This window comes from Helicobacteraceae bacterium, assembly GCA_031258155.1.
Lineage (GTDB): Bacteria > Campylobacterota > Campylobacteria > Campylobacterales > SZUA-545 > JAIRNH01.
On sequence record JAIRNH010000008.1, the window covers coordinates 14,314 to 32,059 of the forward strand.

The 17,746-nt window shown below is 51.2% G+C and carries 14 protein-coding genes; 6 read left to right on the plus strand and 8 right to left on the minus strand.

Features of this window, described 5'->3' with window-relative positions:
• Positions 1–7: 7 nt before the first annotated feature.
• The 3 genes from tadA to LBF86_01225 all read left to right on the plus strand — a co-directional run bounded on the left by tadA (position 8) and on the right by LBF86_01225 (position 4,238).
• Positions 8–1,723 carry a Flp pilus assembly complex ATPase component TadA gene (gene tadA, locus LBF86_01215; GenBank protein ID MDR0664128.1) on the plus strand — a complete coding sequence of 572 codons (1,716 nt, stop codon included), beginning with the start codon at positions 8–10 and terminating at the stop codon, positions 1,721–1,723.
• Between the two features lie 62 nt (positions 1,724–1,785).
• The gene (locus tag LBF86_01220; GenBank protein ID MDR0664129.1) at positions 1,786–3,507 is read left to right on the plus strand and encodes an NAD+ synthase; all 1,722 of its coding nucleotides are present in this window, start codon (positions 1,786–1,788) and stop codon (positions 3,505–3,507) included.
• A 71-nt stretch (positions 3,508–3,578) separates the two neighbouring features.
• A complete protein-coding gene (locus LBF86_01225) occupies positions 3,579–4,238 on the plus strand; it encodes a Crp/Fnr family transcriptional regulator (protein MDR0664130.1) in 660 nt (219 codons plus the stop codon).
• 82 nt (positions 4,239–4,320) lie between these two features.
• Here the strand turns inward: LBF86_01225 and LBF86_01230 are convergent, their stop codons facing one another.
• From LBF86_01230 to LBF86_01250, 5 genes are all read right to left on the minus strand, one after another.
• Positions 4,321–4,938: a GDYXXLXY domain-containing protein gene (locus tag LBF86_01230; protein ID MDR0664131.1), complete on the minus strand. Its 618-nt coding sequence runs from the start codon at positions 4,936–4,938 to the stop codon at positions 4,321–4,323.
• On the minus strand, positions 4,935–6,197 hold the full coding sequence (locus LBF86_01235) for a DUF2157 domain-containing protein (GenBank protein ID MDR0664132.1): 1,263 nt from the start codon (positions 6,195–6,197) through the stop codon (positions 4,935–4,937). The genes LBF86_01230 and LBF86_01235 overlap by 4 nt, the downstream gene beginning before the upstream one ends.
• A gap of 141 nt (positions 6,198–6,338) precedes the next feature.
• Complete coding sequence (locus LBF86_01240; GenBank protein MDR0664133.1) at positions 6,339–7,181, minus strand: prephenate dehydrogenase; 843 nt, start codon at positions 7,179–7,181, stop codon at positions 6,339–6,341.
• Positions 7,182–7,651: 470 nt separating this feature from the next.
• On the minus strand, positions 7,652–8,161 hold the full coding sequence (locus tag LBF86_01245; protein ID MDR0664134.1) for a hypothetical protein: 510 nt from the start codon (positions 8,159–8,161) through the stop codon (positions 7,652–7,654).
• A gap of 75 nt (positions 8,162–8,236) precedes the next feature.
• Complete coding sequence (locus LBF86_01250) at positions 8,237–8,647, minus strand: hypothetical protein (GenBank protein ID MDR0664135.1); 411 nt, start codon at positions 8,645–8,647, stop codon at positions 8,237–8,239.
• Here LBF86_01250 and bamA point away from each other — a divergent pair.
• Complete coding sequence (gene bamA, locus LBF86_01255) at positions 8,647–10,893, plus strand: outer membrane protein assembly factor BamA (protein MDR0664136.1); 2,247 nt, start codon at positions 8,647–8,649, stop codon at positions 10,891–10,893. The genes LBF86_01250 and bamA overlap by 1 nt on opposite strands.
• Positions 10,894–10,896: 3 nt before the next feature.
• Here the strand turns inward: bamA and LBF86_01260 are convergent, their stop codons facing one another.
• Positions 10,897–12,357, minus strand: a complete 1,461-nt coding sequence (locus LBF86_01260; GenBank protein MDR0664137.1) for a Ppx/GppA family phosphatase — start codon at positions 12,355–12,357, stop codon at positions 10,897–10,899.
• Position 12,358: 1 nt separating this feature from the next.
• Entirely contained in the window at positions 12,359–12,610 is a 252-nt protein-coding gene (locus LBF86_01265) for a YfhL family 4Fe-4S dicluster ferredoxin (GenBank protein MDR0664138.1), read from the minus strand.
• Between the two features lie 604 nt (positions 12,611–13,214).
• Here LBF86_01265 and LBF86_01270 point away from each other — a divergent pair.
• On the plus strand, positions 13,215–14,213 hold the full coding sequence (locus LBF86_01270) for an aldo/keto reductase (GenBank protein MDR0664139.1): 999 nt from the start codon (positions 13,215–13,217) through the stop codon (positions 14,211–14,213).
• 697 nt (positions 14,214–14,910) lie between these two features.
• On the opposite strand, the gene htpG is transcribed toward LBF86_01270, so the two are convergent.
• A complete protein-coding gene (htpG, locus tag LBF86_01275; GenBank protein ID MDR0664140.1) occupies positions 14,911–16,776 on the minus strand; it encodes a molecular chaperone HtpG in 1,866 nt (621 codons plus the stop codon).
• Positions 16,777–17,033: 257 nt separating this feature from the next.
• Here htpG and LBF86_01280 point away from each other — a divergent pair, with 257 nt between their 5' ends.
• Positions 17,034–17,555 carry an outer-membrane lipoprotein carrier protein LolA gene (locus LBF86_01280; GenBank protein MDR0664141.1) on the plus strand — a complete coding sequence of 174 codons (522 nt, stop codon included), beginning with the start codon at positions 17,034–17,036 and terminating at the stop codon, positions 17,553–17,555.
• Positions 17,556–17,746: the final 191 nt, after the last annotated feature.

Here is a 17,746-nt window from a genome sequence, read left to right on the forward strand (position 1 = left end):
GCTAGGATTGGATTACGCAACGAGCGGCGGGTTAAGACGGGTTCGATTAGGCGACGTGCTAATATCCGCCGGACTGATCACCCAAGAAGACGTAGCGCGCATAGTCGAGTTACAAAAAAGCGACGCTAAGAATAGAAAATTAGGGCAGTTGATTATCGACGAAGGGCTTGTTTCCGAAGAGGTCGTGTTAAAAACGCTCGCCGAACAGATGCGCGTTCAGTATCTTGAGCCCGGCACTTTTGAAGGCGATTTGCGGCTTGCAGGCAGATTGAGCCTAAACATACTTCGACGCTTTTCGGTAGCGCCGGTGCGCGAAGAGGACGACGGTTACTTAGTCGCGTTCGTCGATCCGCTAGATTTCGCCGCTCAGGAGGCGGTTCAACGCGCGTTGTCCGATAAACCGTTAATTATAGCGATCACCGCGCAATCCGAAGTTCAGAGAATCGTGTCGCGTATTGAAACGCAAGAGGGGCTAAAAACGGTGCTCTCGGAGATTCGCAGAGAGATGGCTTCCGGAGCCGCCGACACTCTTACCTTAGCCGGCGCGGAAAACGAATCCGCCATTATGCGCCTAATCAATATCATTTTTACGACGGCTATTTCGCGTAGGGCAAGCGATATTCATATCGAACCGGGCGAAGCGAACTGTTCCGTGCGGGTTCGCGTGGACGGTTTTCTAGTCGAATGCTTTGCCTTTGAAACGGAACTCTACGCGCCGCTAAGCTCCAGAATCAAACTGCTAGGCGATCTGGACATAGGCGAAAGAAGAAAACCGCAAGACGGGCGTTTCAGCTCGACCATCAACGGCAAAGAGTATGATTTTCGTCTTTCCACGCTTCCGATCGCGCACGGCGAATCGATCGTTATGCGTATTCTGGACAAATCCAAAACGCTTGTGCGTCTCGACGAGATGGGCTTTACGCCGTTAAATCTGGAGCGGTTTCGCCGCGCTATGTGCGCGCCAAACGGCATCGTTTTTGTTACCGGTCCCACCGGCAGCGGTAAGACCACCTCGCTTTATGCGGCGCTTAACGAAGTAAAAAGCGTTACGCACAAGATTATTACGGTCGAAGACCCCGTCGAATATCGTATGACCATGCTCCAACAGGTGCAAGTTAATGAAAAAGCGGGGCTTACGTTCGCGGGCGCGCTAAGGTCGATCCTGCGCCAAGACCCCGATATTATCATGGTGGGCGAATCTCGCGATAAAGAGACTATCTCGATCGCTATTCAAGCGGCGCTTACGGGACACCTAGTTTTCACCACGTTGCACACCAACGACGCGCCAAGCGCCATAACGCGCGTTATGGATATGGGCGTAGAGCCGTTTCTGCTCGCCTCCTCGATGATAGCGGTTCAAGCGCAACGGCTTGTGCGCAGGGTATGCCCGCATTGCAAAAAAGAGGTTAAATACCCAAAAGACCTAATTGAGCGAATCAAACATATGACGCCTAGCGAAATGAATCTTTCCGATATTGTTTTCATAAAGGGCGAAGGTTGTAAGAACTGCAACAACGTTGGCTATTCCGGTCGAACGATGATTAGCGAAGTTCTTGAGATTAACGAGCGTATCGCGGGAATGATCGTCGCCAACGCTCCGAAATCTCAGATATTGGAAGAGGCGCGCAAAGGCGGATTCGAGGAGATGTTCACCGACGGTCTTCGCAAAATAGCGATGGGCGAAACCAGCCTCGAAGAGGTTATGCGCGTCGCTAAACTATGATAAACGCGCAAGATAATCCGTTTCCGCGCCCGCTCGGATAAGCGAAACGAAGGGAAACGCGTATGAAAAACTTTCGCGTCGCGTTGGCTCAGATTAACGCAAGCGTCGGCGATATTGACGCCAACGTCGAAAAAATTATCGAAAAAGCTAATCGCGCGCAAGCGCTTGGCGCGGATTTGGCGATTTTTCCCGAACTCGCCATTACGGGCTATCCGCCTCAAGATTTGCTTTTCAAACCGGACTTTATAACAAAAAATCAAGAGGCGATACAAGTCGTCGCTAAAGAGACGAAAGAGATCGCCGCGCTTGTCGGCTTTGCGGATCGCGGCGGCGATCTCTTTAACGCGGCGGCGATTATAGACGACGGCGAAGTCAAAGCCGTCTATCGCAAAAGAAGTCTGCCGAACTACGGCGTTTTCGACGAGGAACGCTATTTTGCCGCGGGGGATCAAAACCTAACGCTTTCTGTCGGCGAACATAAACTAGGCGTCTTGATCTGCGAAGATTTATGGAGCGGCGCGCTTGACGCGGGGCTTTGCGCTCTTGACGCGCTTATCGTTATCAACGCTTCGCCTTTTAGCGCGAGCAAAAGCGCCGCTCGGCGCGATCTGCTATCGGCTCGCGCCCGCGATCTGCGTTCGTTTATTATTTATCTTAATCTAGTCGGCGCGCAGGACGAGCTTGTTTTTGACGGCGCGAGCGCGATCTACGATCCGCGCGGCGATCAGATCGCGTTGGCGAAAAGTTTTGAAGAGGATACCCTTATTTGCGATCTAGACCTTGAAGACGGCTTCCGCGTTCGTCTGAAAGACGGGCGCGTCCGCGCTTCGCGGCGCGGCGTAGCCGACGATAGCGTCAATGTCGCCTTAAATATCCGCAATCGTCCAAAAATGCCGACGGCTCAAAGAGACGAAACGCCGCTAGGCGAAATCGAAGCGATCTACGCCGCGTTGAAGCTCGCGTTAAGAGATTACGCGATCAAAAACGACTTTACAAGGGCGGTTTTGGGTTTAAGCGGGGGCGTGGATAGCGCGCTTTGCGCGGCAATCGCCGCCGACGCGCTTGGCGCGCAAAACGTGCTAGGCGTTTTGATGCCGTCGCCCTTTAGCTCTCAAGGCTCTATCGACGACGCGCTAGCGCTTGCGGCTAATCTTAAAATACGGGCGCGAACGATTCCTATAGCGCCGCTTATGGACGCTTATGAAACGGCGTTAAAGCCGAGTTTCGCGGATATGCCGCGCGATCTGACGGAGGAAAACCTGCAGGCGCGTATTCGCGCCGCGCTGTTGATGGCGTTTAGCAACAAATTCGGCTATCTCTTGCTTTCGACGGGCAATAAAAGCGAGCTTGCCGTAGGCTACTCGACGCTTTACGGCGATATGGCGGGCGGATTCGCGCCGATCAAAGACGCGCTTAAGACGACCGTTTACGCGCTTGCTCGCTATCGCAACTCGCTTAGCGCCGCAATTCCGGAATCGACGCTAACCAAGCCGCCTAGCGCCGAGCTAAGAGAGAATCAAAAGGATACGGACGATCTGCCCGAATACGAGGTTTTGGATCAGATTATCCGTCTGTATGTCGAAGAGGACTATTCATTGACGGAAATTGGCGAAAGGGGTTTTGATCCGGCGGTAGTTCGCAAGGTCGCGCGGTTAATAAAACGCAATGAATACAAGCGATCGCAAGCGCCGATCGGCGCGAAAATCAGCGATCGCGCGTTTGGCAAAGATCGCCGAATGCCGGTCTCCAACCGTTTTGCCGACGATAAAGAAATATGGCGCTGATTAACGTCAGGATAATTTATAGATTAACGTGATATAATTTCACATTTATTAAAAGAACGGAGAGTTACGAAATGTCGGATATTGAAGCCATTGAAGCCAGCGGGCTTTTTTCATCGTTAGAGGATTCGGATAAAAGTTGCCTTTTCCAAGTTTTAAAAACCAAGCAGTTGCAGGACGGCGAGATACTTTTCTACGAAAACGCCGCGATGGATCGGGTGTATTTTCTTGTTAGCGGCAGCGTCAAGTCTTACAAGGTTAATCGTTTCCACAACGAGATTTTCCTATTTAGACAAATCAATAGCGGTCTTATAACGCTATACACGCCGTTTTCGCATAAGACGTTGAGCCAGTTTTTTAGCAACGTTGAAAGCATCGGCGTATCGCTTGTGGCTTACCTTGAAAGAGAGCAGATAGACAATCTATGTATCGAGCGACCAAATATCGCCAAGCTTTTCTTCCAGCTGTTTGCCGAGAGGCTTTCGCTGTTGCAAAACATTATCACGCGAGATATGGTTTATGACAGCGTCGCGAAAGTCGCTTACACGATCGACAAAAAACCGGAAGATTTCAAGACGTATAAAAAACAAGACGTCGCTTATATGCTCAACATCCAGCCTGAAACGCTTTCGAGGATACTGGGCAAGCTCAAAAGCGAAAAAGTCGTGGAAGAAAACCGCCGCGTCTTTACGGTAAAAGATCGCGCCGCCCTCAAAGGCTACTACGAGCTATAAAGGCGCGTTCATAAACCTATCAAACGCGCCCGCGCAAAAAGGGCGCGTTTGATCTCTTCTATCAAAATCCTTCGTTGGCGAACTAGAAAAGGCGGTTATCGTCGTCGGCTTCTTTGTTTTCGCGTAAATACTCTTGTAGCGTTTGTGAGCCAATCATTACATTTTCTACGAGACCGACGCCGTTTAGCGCGCGGATAACCACTCTCGCGTCGTTGTTGCTCGTCAGCAGGTTGGGATCGCGATCGACCGCTTTGGCTTGATCCTCTTGCATATAGAAGCGATCGAAACTGTAATCGAGACGAACGACGGTTTTATAATCATAGGGAAAGCAGACGCCTTTGACTTTTAGGTAGGCAAGCTCCGTTTGCGGCTCGCTTGCGTAAACCCCGTCGATCACGCTTAGATTGCGATCGTCTGGCTCGGCTTTATAGGTAACAAAAAACTCGCCGAGGCGCCGATTGGCGCAAACCTGCTTGTCGGTTGCGAACTCGGCGCTACCGACGTTCAGCCTAATATACCGTCCGCGCATGGGATCGAAGGGATCGTATGATATTGTCAAAAGCGTTATCAGTTTGCCAAGTCTAAGCGCGCTTTCATATCTAACGATCTGATAGACGCAGGCAAAAGCTTGCGCGGCTAAGCAAACGCCCAGCGCCGATAAAACGATTTTTACGCGATTGCGCTCCAGAAACGCTCTCATTTTGCTTCCTTAATATAGCGACCGATGAAAAAGCTCGCCGCCAAAAACGCTACGCCGACAAGAATAAAGCCGATCCCTTTTTCGATAAAACCCAGCTCTGAATCAAAAAACTTTATCGCAAACAGCGCCGCAAGCCATACGATTCCTTGATAGGCGAGCGTAGTATTTAGCCGTCTTATCCCGCCGTATATAAACGACGCGCCGCCAACTAAGCAGGCAAGCGAAAAGAGCCATTTTGAGGCGTCGCCCGTATTGGCGACAAGAACGATATAAAAGACAAACGGCGCGATTGGCACGATAAGCTCGCATAGGCGATCGCGCAATTTGACGACAAAAAAGCCAAATAGCGCAAAATAGGGCATGCAGAATAGATAAAAAGTCGAGAGCGACTCATAGTTATCGAACCGGTAAAAATTCGATATTGTTTCGGAGCTTCCGATAAGCAGCATAAGAGCGATCGCTAACTTTGCGATCTCCTCGGCGGGACGAGAAAAAAACTTGGTTTCGCGCGGATATAGTAGCGCGCTCGCAAGCCAGAAAGAGCCAAAAAATAGCGCGTGGTAGAGCATGTCGTATGAGTAATTAAACCTTAATTCCGCGTTCATAATCGCAAGCGCCCCAAACATAAAAAGCAGATTAAACGCCAGCGTAATATGCGAATCGCGTTTTTTGACTAGCCTATAAACATACCACGCCGCCCAAACGACAAAATAGAGCCACCCGACGATCTGCGACTCGTATGCGTTAGTTTCAAAGCATATAAGCGAAACGATTGCTATAAACAAGATCGCGCTTGCGCCTTTGGCGTTGAAGATATAGATAAGAGGCAGCGTAAGGGCGATTACGACTTTAGTAAAATCTATTAAGCTGCCGCCTAGATGATAGGTCTGCGCGATAATAGCCAGCGCGCCTGTGAAAGCAAATAGTAAAAATAGGCTCGATCCTTCGGCGTAAGCCGCGATTTGCGGCTTTTTCAGCTTCGCGTAGATCGCCAAAGCCTGCGCGGAAAATAGCAACGAAAACGCGATTACGGCTTTAACGCCGCGCGTTAGCGCCTCCCAGTTGAACGCGAGAAGCGAAATGATCCCAAGCGCGATCAGCGTCGCGCCAAAAGCGGCGAAAATCGCCGTCGCCCAATTGACGCGCGGCTCGTCGCTACGGTAGCGCGCTAGGATTTTAGCCGCGTTCTCCTCGCTTATAAGCGATTCGCGCGTCCACTCTTTAACCTCTTTGTTAAGCCAATCGATCGTTCTTTTCATAGCGTCTTCTTTGGCGTTTATTTAAATCTGCAACATTAAATCGTTTTTGCCCTTAAAAATACGACGATCGGTTTGAACCGCTTGATCGCGGCAAACTAGGTTTCGTTTGCGAATACGATACGCGCTTGATCTAATTTCGCGTTACGTCGGTTTGAAAATCTCGTGTAGCGCGTTAGCCGACTTTATCCACTCTTCAAGCGCGCTCCAATCCTCGTTTTCGAGTAGCTTTTTCGCCTTTTTTAACTCGTCGTCAAAAACGTCGATCGCCGATAAGAGCGAATGTTTGTTCTGTTTGAAAATATCGATCCACATCGAGGCGGAGCTTTTGGCTAGGCGGCTCATATCCCGAAAACCGCCCGCGGCGAGCGCCAAAATGCTCTGCTTGTCCTCTTGATTTAAGACGGAATTGGCGAGCGCGTAACTAATGGCGTGCGGTAGATGACTGATAAACGCCGCGTGGCGATCGTGCTCGACGGCTTTCATCTTCGCAATCCGCATTCCGATCGCCTTAAACAGCCCCTCTACCGTTTCAAGCGCCTTTTTATCGTTAGCTTCCGTATCGCATAGAACGACGATACGATCATTGTAAAGCGAGCCAAACGCGGCTTTCGCGCCGCTGTATTCCGTGCCGCACATGGGGTGCGCCGCCACGAAACGATCGCGGATCGAGGGCGCGATCGCCCGAATGATCGCCGTTTTCGTGCTGCCGAGATCGACAAAAACCGCGTCGGATTTGGCGGCGACAAGTTTGGGCGCGAGCGCGACAAGCGTTTCAACGGGCGCGGCGAGCGCGATCAGATCGCTTTGCTCTATAACCTCGTCAAACGTCGCGGCGCGATCGATAATACGCAGATCGAGCGCGGTTTGCAGATTTTCGCGGCTTCTGCCGCACCCTACGATACGGTCAAACAGCCCCTTTTCGCGCGAAGCCAGCGCTAGAGAGCCGCCCATCAACCCAACGCCCACGATTCCAAGTTGCCGCATTGCGCCTCCTACATAGGCGAGATTGTAGCAAGCATCTAGTAAAGCGCGGGATCGTCCGCAAGCTCGTCTAGCTTGCCTCCGCTTACGATAGGATCGAACTCTTCGGGAAAATCCGTTAGCTAGTAACGCGGATCGATCCCTTCGCTTTGAGCGCCAATCCATACGGCGAAAAGATCGATAAAACGCGAGGCGTTAAGTCGCCGTTTGATAAAAACGCGCTCGTTAAAATCGCTGCGCGAAAAGCGGAACTTCGTAGGCTTGTTTTACCCGTTCGTTATGACGCATAGCCCGCGATCGCTGAAATACAGAAGCGAGCGCTTCGCTCTCGTCGCGTTGAGCCGCTCGGTCGCGCCGCTAAGAAAACGATCGAGTTTTTCAATCGCGGCAAGATAACAGTTATGATCCTCGCCGTAAGGCAGAGCGAAGGAGCGCGAATCGCCAGCGCTCAGGCGTTTGCAACTTTTGGGGCGCTAACCCATAATACGCAAAAAGATCAGTTTCGGCTTTCCGTTTGTATCAAGAGCAAGCGCCCATTCAAGCTCCGTTCGCAGATTAAGATCGTCGCTTAAAAACTCCAGCGATCGCGGGCGAAAGAAGTTTGAGCGAGAGGTTTGAAAAGCCAGCCGCGCTACGATACGCTTGAAATCGGTATAGGTTTGTGCAGAGAGCCAAAAGGTTTCGTAACCCGCGGCGTTGGCAAGGCTTACCGCATTGCGCCCGTAATCTAGATCGCCGTTTTCGTTTTTTATCGCGTAGCCCGCTTTTGTCGTAAAGCCGTCGATGAACGCGCCGTTCGCGTTTCGCAAAAACGGGGTCGTATCAAGCGGATGTCCGTAGGCGCTTATATAGTCTTTGCGCGCGCTTTCTCCGACAACGCCGACGCGAACGCCTGTCGCAAACGCCGCGCTTAGCCTCCATTCGCCTCCGCTCGCGATCGCTTGAGCGGCTTCAATATTGGCGCGGTATTCGACGTAACCCAAAACCGCGACGGACTAGAGCCGATCCGCAAAACCGCGTCGCTATAAAGCTAAACGCGCGAACGCGCTTTATCCAAACTAGGCTAGGACGGGAGCAAAAGCCGAACTCTTGTTTGCAAAACCAAACAGCGCAAAGACGAGCAGAGCGCACAAAAGACAGGCAAACGCCAGATCGAGCGGATTGATCGTCGATATAAGCGCGCCTATAAAATCGGGCGTAAGGCGACCGTAAGCCAATCCGACGACGCTAAAGGCGATCGCGCCAAGCGCGAGGATCAAAACAAGTTTTGCCGATCGCGGATCTTCTCTGGCGAGCAAAATCAGCGCAAAGCCAAAGAGCGTTCGTCCGTTTTGGTTTGCGCGCCAGCGCGTAATCCTAGCTCGAAAGCGGCGACGGCGAGAATAAACGTCAGCTATCTTTAGCGGCGCTAAGAAACTAATCGCGCATTGGATAAAATCGCGCTCTTTTAGCCCAAAAATGGATTGCAATGCGCGCTATAGCCCTATTTATCTGTTTTGTAGTTGTTTCGCAGGCGAAAATATATCAAGAAATTCGTTTTGATTCGTTGGCGAGGCTTTCGCCGCAGACGGCGACGGAAATTATCGGCTTTAGCGCCGGCGAGGATATAAACCAAAAAGCGATCAACGAGGCGATCCGCAAACTTTTCGCGCAGGAGTATTTTACGGATATTGTCGTTGACGAGCCGTCAAACGGCGTTTTACGATTTAAGTTTGTAGAAAAACCGGTGATCGCTCGTATCGATTTCAAAGGCGTTAGCGAAACGGAGCGCAACGATAAGTATATGCCCGTTTTTGGAATCAAAAAGGGCGAAATATACGACGAAAGGCGAATCGAAGCCGCGAAAAAACGGCTGGTTATCCTGGCGCAGAGCGAAGGCTATTACGATACGTTAGCCGAAGTCGTCCCGACTTTCGAGGCAAATAAAGTTTATCTTGAGGTTACATACGCGAAGGGCAGTCAGATTACCATAAAAGAGAGCCGTTTCAACGGCGCGAACAGCTTTGACAAAAACGATCTGCAAAAGAAGCTCGCCAACAAAGAGGCGCAGTTTATGGGCTGGTTTCCCGGTCGTAGCAACGGCGCTTTGCGATTGTTGGAACTGCCTTACGACGGCGCGAGACTAAAGGATTTCTACCTATCCAACGGCTACTTGGACGCGGAGATAAGCGATCCGTTTTTAGAGGTCGATTTCGATACCTATTTCGCGACGCTGGAATACGACGTAATCGAAGGAGAGCCTTACAATGTCGATAAAATAACGATAACTGCCGTAGATCGCCGCGTCGATTTTTCCTATATGATCGAGGACCTTAAACTGAAAACAGGGCGCCGATTCAGCTCGGAAAAAATGCGATCGGATATAGACAAGATTTTTGAAGAGGCGGCGCAAGACGGCTACGCCTTCGCCCGCGTTTCGCCCGATATACGAAAAGACGAAGCCGATCGCTTGGTTTCAATCGATTTTCGCGTAACTTTCGGCAAGCCGGTTCGCATTCGCAACGTGATTATCAGCGGCAACGGCAGGACGCTTGATCGCGTTGCGCGCAGAGAGATATATTTAGCGCCGGGCGATCTCTATAGCTTAACCGATCTAAGAGAGTCTAAATCGGCGCTAAGAAGGCTCGGATATTTTGAGAGCGTCGAGATCGAGGAGCGGCGCGTTAGCGAAGATGAGATGGACCTAGTCGCCGTCGTTAAAGAGACCTCTACGGGCAGTCTGATGGTCGGCGGCGGATATAGCTCCTACGACGGATTTATCATAAACGCCTCGATCAACGATCGCAACCTATTTGGCAGCGGTTACGCCTACTCTTTGGGGATCGACACCTCCAAACGCTCCCGCAGGTATGAAATATCGCTGGCAAACCCAAGAGTGCGAGATTCGGCGTATTCGCTTAGTTTCAGCATATACGACACGCATTACGAGGCTACTACTTATGTGCGGGACACTCAAGGCGGGAGCGTTACGGCAAGCCGCCGGTTTGGGCGTTATTGGAACGGCGGTTTGACGGGAAGCTCGTCGAACAACAAAAACGAATACGACGATCCCGACGATTTTTACGTCAACGGCAGAACGACAAAACTCTCCTTGACGCCGTATGTCGGCTTTGACAATACCGACGACTATTTTGTTCCCCGATCCGGCGTCGCGCTTTCTCAATCGGCGGAGTTCGCGGGTTTTGGAGAGGACGAATCATATACTAGAACAAGCTCTAACTTCGCCTTTTATTATGGCTTTCAGGAGCTAATAGACTACGATCTGATCCTTCGTTATCGCGCCCGCTTTCAGTATGTGGACGCGGACATAAACGACATTAAGAAATATCCGATCGGATCGCGCCTGTTTTTGGGCGGGACGCGATCTATACGCGGCTATCAAAGCGGTTCCGTCGCGCCGTATAGATACGAAAACGGAAAAATAGCCAAAGATAGCGCCGGCGACGCGCGCTATATCGGCGGGACGATGGCGTTTAACAACTCCGTCGAGTTAAGCCTGCCGCTTATAGAGGAATCTCAAATGCGCTTCGCCGTTTTTTACGACTACGGCGCGATCGGAGTCGACGATCTCGATATGAAGCGCAGCAGCTACGGGCTGGCGCTAGAGTGGATCTCGCCGATGGGTCCGCTCCAGTTTATCTGGGCGTGGCCAATCGACGATAAACCCGAAGATACCGTCTCTAATTTTGAATTTACTATGGGGCAGAAGTTTTGATCTTTAGATAATCTTTATCGCGAGATCAAACGGCGGCTTGAAACGGCTAAAAGCCTCGCGGCTTAAATACGAAGCGCCGGCGATCGAAAGCGTAGAGCGATCTAATAAGTAGTCGATCTTAGGACGCTCCATAGCGAGATTGATTGTCCGCGCTATAAACAAAACTAGCGCGAGCCATCTGATCGTTTTTGTATCCGGCAGTATCCTCTCATAATTTTTTGGCGTCGTCCAAGAGGACAGCTCCTTTTTTTGCGCGGTTTTCAAAATTGCGGCTATCAATAGCCGATCGCGATGAGAAAAGCCGTAAGAGAGCCCGTTTCGCGCTAACAAGCTCTCCTGCTCGGCGGCGCGGTAAGGATCGATCGCCGCTCCCGCGCCGGAAAGTTTAGCCGCCTCGATCAGCGCCGCTTTAAAATTGTCGCTCAGGTTATGAAGGCTTTTCAACGTTTCAAAAATTTTAAGAGCGTTAGCGGCGATCCAGCGGGACTGCTTTTTGTCCTCTCCAAAGCGATCTAAAAGGCTTATCAAACTTGGTTTTACGCCGTTTGGCAGCCTTCCTCCGCTTGATCGAAGCATGTCGTTTAAAAACGCGCCCTCGCGCACGCCGGCGCCGCTCGTTATCGTCTCTTTCGCGTCGATCGCTTCGGCGGCGAGTTTGAAGATCAGCGTCCCCTCGCGGATCACGTCGAAACGTTCCTGCTTGAACCCTAGATTTTTCAAGCCGTCAAAATCGCTCTTTACGATCCGATCGAAAAAATCGGCGCGGTTATCCAGCGAAAAGCTAAAGCCGTGCAACGCTTCAAAAGGATAGTTTTCCTCTTTGATAATAGCGTTTGAAAGCGCGCGCATCGTGCCGCCCACGCCGATAATAAGATCGCTCTTAAACTCGGAGGGCAGATCGGCGATTGTCTCTTTAACAAAGCGGATCGCGCTTTTAACGTCGCTCTTTTCGTCAAAAAACAGCTCTTTTAGCCGCACCGTTCCTATATTAAAAGAGATCGTTTGGGCGATTTTGCCGCCTTTTATCAGCGCTAATTCGGTCGAACCGCCGCCAATATCGATCGTAACGCCATCCGTTACCGACAGTAGATTTGCCGCCGCTACGCCGCCAAGCCGCGCCTCCTCTTTTCCGTCGATAACTCGAATCTGCAAGCCGCTCGCTTCGCGCGCTTCGCGCAAAAACTCAAGCCGATTCGGCGCGTCGCGCGTCGCGCTGGTCGCTATAACTATCGTTTTGCGCGCGCCGTATGATTTCGCAAGCCGCGCAAACTCTTTTAAGGCGCCTTTAGCGCGCTCTATCGCCGCCTTTTGCAAAACTCCGCCGTTTTTATAGGCGTTCTCGCTGATCCTAACGCGCGATTTGACCTCTCTTAGCAGGTGAAATCCGTATCGGCTTGTGCGCTCGAAAATCGCCATTCTCGCGCTATTGGAGCCGACGTCGATTACGGCGGTAACGCGCGCCACGCTACTCTTCTTTTTTTGAGTTATTAAATTTCAACGTAAGCTCTTCGGCGCTTTCTATATTATCCGGATCCGGCGTTATGCAATCGACGGGGCAAACCGCCACGCAAGCCGGCTCGTCGTAATGTCCCACGCATTCCGTGCAGGCGTCGGGATCGATAACATAGATCGGATCGCCCTCTTCAATCGCGGCGTTTGGGCATTCGTCGATACATGCGTCGCAAGCGATGCAATCTTCCGTGATGAGCAGAGACATAATTTATTCCTTAGTCCTATATTCAGCTCGCTTTTTACATAACCTATACTTAAAGAGTTGAAAAACGCGAGGTATTTCGCGGCAAAAGAGCGCGGTTCGTCGGACGCGGCGCGTAAAATCAGCCTCGATTGTCCGTTTGACGCAACCGAACGCGCGTTCTTTGCCGACGCTGGAATAACGGCGCGCGCGATAACGACGCTAGGAACGCGGATCGTCATACCCGCTCAAAGCGGTTTTCGCCCGCAATCGCGAAGGAAAGCGGCAATCCATCTCTCTCTCGCTTTCGGCGTATCTGGCGCGATCGGCGCGCAAATTAATGCGCTCGCTCGCAAGCGGTTGCGCCGCGAACCAAAACCGATTATTTCAGCGCAATCGCGCGGCGTTTGGTCAAGATAATTTTGACGCGAAACGCCGATCGCGAAAGCGGCGACTATGTTATTCGCGAAACGCCGCCGTCCTTGCGGATTAGATCGAACTTAAGCTCCCTAAAGCGACGCGCGAAGTTTTGTTATGATCGCAAAAATCAAACAAAGGCTCGAATATGATTAAAACGCTTAGGCTTGGGACAAGCGATCTGATCGTCCCCAACGTATGCCTTGGCACGATGACTTTTGCCTCTCAAACCGACGAGGCGGACGCGCATAGCCAGCTTGATTACGCCGCGCAAAACGGCGTAAACTTTATCGATACGGCGGAGATGTATCCCGTGCCGCCCGACGAAAAAACCTTTAACGAAACCGAAAAGATCGTGGGGCGGTGGCTCAGACGCAAACGGCGCGATAGCGTAACGATCGCGACCAAAATCGCTGGCGCGGGGCGCGGAATGGAGTATTTGCGCGGCGGCAAGCCCTTGCGCGTAAATCGCGAACAGATTCGCGCGGCGCTAGAAGGCTCGCTTAAACGGCTACAGACCGATTATGTCGATTTATATCAGATTCATTGGCCGGATCGCAATCAACCGATGTTTGGGCAATGGCGTTTCGATCCCGCCGCCGAGCGCGAAACGACTCCGATCGAAGAGCAGCTAGAAGCGCTTGACGAACTTGTTAAGGAGGGCAAAATCAGGGCGATCGGCGTGTCAAACGAGCATCCGTGGGGCGTTATGGAGTTTACGCGAATCGCCAAAGCGAACAACCTGCCTTATATCGCCTCCACGCAAAACGCCTACAACCTGTTGAATCGCAAGTTTGAATACGGCTTGGACGAGGCGTGTTGGCGCGAGTCGGTGGGGCTTTTAGCCTATTCGCCGCTTGCGTTCGGACATTTAAGCGCGAAATATCTGGATAATCCGCAGGCAAAAGGACGCATAACGATTTTCGCGGATAGAGGTTACGGCGAGCGCTACGAGCGTCCCGCCGTGCAAAGCGCCGTGAGAGCCTATGCCGATTTAGCGCGGTCAAACGGTTTAACGCCGACGCGTTTGGCGCTGTTTTTTGTCGTAAGCCGACCTTTTGTATCCTCTACCATTTTGGGCGCGTCTAGCTTGGCGCAACTAAAGGAGGATATAAGCGCGTGCGCCGAGCCGATCGAAGGCGAGTTGGCTAAACGGCTTTTAAGCGAGATCGATCGGATTCATCTAACGCATTCCAACCCCGCGCCGTAAGCCGCGTCTAGCTTGGCGCGGTTAAAGAAAGCAAACGCCCGTTTTAGCGTAAATCGACGGATCAACGTCTCGCGCGCGATATTTGCCGCAAAAATAGGTTACGCGTCGATTGGCGTAGGTTATTAGCTTTTTGGAGCGCTCGACGGTATAGTTTCGGGCGCCACGCGGAGGAGTTGCTTTAGGCGTTCTGGTTTTTGGTAGATTTCTATCGCTAAAGCAATTAAATACTTTTCTCCGTCGTTAAGCTCCTCGACGATAAACCTAAACTTAACGCCGTTTTTTCTAAATCGTAACCGTAGCGAGCGCCGTTTGCCGTTTCGCTAAAACTATCGGTTTCGGATAACGTCGCCTATCTCTAGCGTCTTTCGCGGCGTTAAACCGCCGGTAGCGTCAATCCCGCCGTTTTCATACTCCCACGCGATTAGATCCGCTCTTAACTCCGTTTGCGCCGCTTCGCCTAAATACGCCTCCCTAACTAACCTCTGCTCGTCGGTTAGCGTAGCGGGTCGTCGCTAGATCGTCTTTTACTCTCTTTGCGCGATCCGCTCTTGGCGTTTTAGTTTTCGCGCCGTTAAGCTGTCGGCTAAACGATCAGCCGCGCCGTTTTTTTGGCAAGCCAATCTCGCGCCGCCCTAATTCGCGATTTTTGCCCGATAAAGCCGTTTTTCGCGTTGCGCCGCAATCGAAAGCGATCGGTTTATATCGCCTTAGCCAAGATTCTTGACAGACGCGCCCCAAACGCGGCGGGGTCCTTTAGCGTCATGCCGGCGATTAGTTGCGCTTGCTCAAAAATTAAGAAGCTAACGTCGCCAACTAGCGCCTCGTCCTCGATTGCGCCGATCTTTAGGACAATTTCGTGCGACGGGTTCAGTTCCAATATCGGTTTAATATCCGGCTCCGGTATATTGCCCATCGCTTTGAATATTTGCCGCATTTGAACGCTCGGATCGTTTTCGTCCAAAACTAAGCAGGCGGGCGATCCGCTTAATCTCGCGCTTATTTTGACCTCTTTTACCGCGTCGCCGAGCGCTTTCTTGACCTTTTGCGCGATCGGCTCGGCGGCTTTGATCGTCTCCTCGTCGCGCGTTTTGGGCAGATCGTCCTCCGCGCCCGACTTGTTGATTGCTTTAAGCGGCGTTCCCTTGTATTCGCTAATCTGCGACATAACAATCTCGTCGATCTCGTCGTCCATAATCAACACTTCCAGCCCTTCGGCTTTGAAGCTCTCTAAAAGCGGCGAGTTTCTAAGCAGCGATTCGCTTAACCCCGCGATATAGTAGATCGCCTTCTGATCGGCTTTCATTCGCTCTTTATACTCCGAAAGAGCGCTTAAACCGTCGTCTTTGGTAGTTTTGAAGCGAACCAGCTCCAAAAGCTCGTCTCGATTGGCGTAATCGCTATACAGCCCCTCTTTGACGCACCGTCCAAACTCTTTATGGAATTCGGCGTATTTCTCTTTGTCCTCGCTTAGTTTTTTAATTTCGCTTAGAATCTTTTTGACCGACGCGCTTTTAATGTTGGCTAAAATTTTGTTTTGTTGCAAAATCTCTCGGCTGACGTTAAGCGGCAGATCTTCGCTGTCGATTACGCCGCGCACGAAACGCAGATATACGGGCAAAAGCTCTTTGTCGTCGTCGGTGATAAACACGCGCTTGACGTATAGCTTAACGCCCGATCTGTAGTCCATTCTGTAGAGATCGAACGGCGCGTTTTTGGGGATAAAAAACAGCGTCGTATATTCCAGCGCGCCTTCGGCTTGCGTGTGGATTGTCGCTATAGTCTCGCCGCTGTCGTGGCTGATTGTTTTGTAAAACTCCAGATACTCCTCCGGTTTGATGGAGTTTTTCGGGCGTTTCCATAGCGCCGTCGCGCTTCCGATCTGCTCGTTTTTGGGCGTTTTGCCTTTTTCTTTGCCCTTGTCGTCGTATTCGGTTTGTTCGTATTCCAAGAAAATGGGAAAAGGAATATGATTGGAATATTTTTTGATCGCGCTTTCAAGCGTCCAGCGGTTGGCGAACTCTTTGCCGTCCTCTTTCAGATTTAGGCGGATCGTGGCGCCGAAACTTTCGCGCTCCGCCTCCTCGATCGCGTATTCGCCCTTGCCGTCGCTGGTCCATCTATACGCTTTATCCTCTCCAGCCTTTTTGGTCGTAACTTCGATTGTTTCCGCGACCATAAACGCCGAGTAGAAACCCACGCCGAACTGCCCGATCAGATTGGAGTCTTTTTTGCGATCGCCCGTTAGTTTGGAGACGAAACTTTTTGCGCCGCTTTTGGCGATCGTGCCTAAATATTCTACTAAATCAGATTCGTTCATACCAATGCCGTTGTCGCTAATCTCCAGCCACTTGCGATCCGCCGCGTCGAAACGGATTTGAATCTTTGGGTCGAAAGCGATCTCTTTGAAGCTATCGTCGCTAACCGTGAGAAACTTGAGCTTATCCAGCGCGTCGCTCGCGTTGCTAATTAACTCGCGCAGAAAAATCTCGCGGTTGGAATATAGCGAGTGAATCATCAGATCAAGCAGTTGATTGACCTCTGTTTGAAAGGCGTATTTTGACATTGTTTGCTCCCGTCGTCATATTTTTGCGCGAATTATACAGAAAACTTGATAAGAAAGGACTAAAGTTAGCTTAGCAACTTAGCGCTTATATTAAAAGAGCGCTAATACAGCCCTTGCGGTTTGGGGGCGAACTTTACCAATCAAGATTAACGGGCGCGAAGCCGAACGCGCGATTGCGGCGATCGCTTGTTGAAAAACAAAGGGCAAAACTTTGGCGCTCCTTTGATATGCTTACAAAAAAACCCGAAGGAGCCAAAATGCTACGCGGATTAGTCGCGTTTTGCGTCGCTTTCGCCGCGCTCTGCGCGCGAACGCCCATTGATTTTACCACGCTTAAACAGAGTTTTATCCAGCGCGTTACGAACGAGCAAAACCAAACGATTACTTTTAGCGGCGCCGTTTGGCTAAAACAGCCCAACTTGGTTAGATACGACTACGTAAAACCTCAAAAAAAGACGGTTACGGCTAGGGGCGATCGGATTTTGATCCTTGAACCCGATCTAGAGCAGGCGACGCGGTTTACAAGCGAGATCGCGCTTAATATCATCGATCTGTGGAGGCAAAGTTACGCGGTAGGCGAAGGCAAACGCGAAGCGATTATCAAAAATCAAAAGATCGCGATTGAACACGAAGGCGCGAACATAACAAAGGTTTACTATACGGACGATCTGGATAATTTTGTGGAGATTATGCTAAGCGATCCCGAGCGCGACAAGCCGATCGACGACGGGTTTTTCACCCCCGCGATACCTAACGGCTGGGATATTATCTCTCAATAAGGTTTTGGCGAGTTGCGCGTCAGCGTTTATTATGGCGATCTGGATAATTTTGTGGAGATTATGCTAAGCGATCCCGAGCGCGACAAGCCGATCGACGACGGGTTTTTCACCCCCGCGAACGGCTGGGATATTATCTCTCAATAAGGTTTTGACGAGTTGCGCGTCAGCGTTTATTACGGCGATCGGGATAA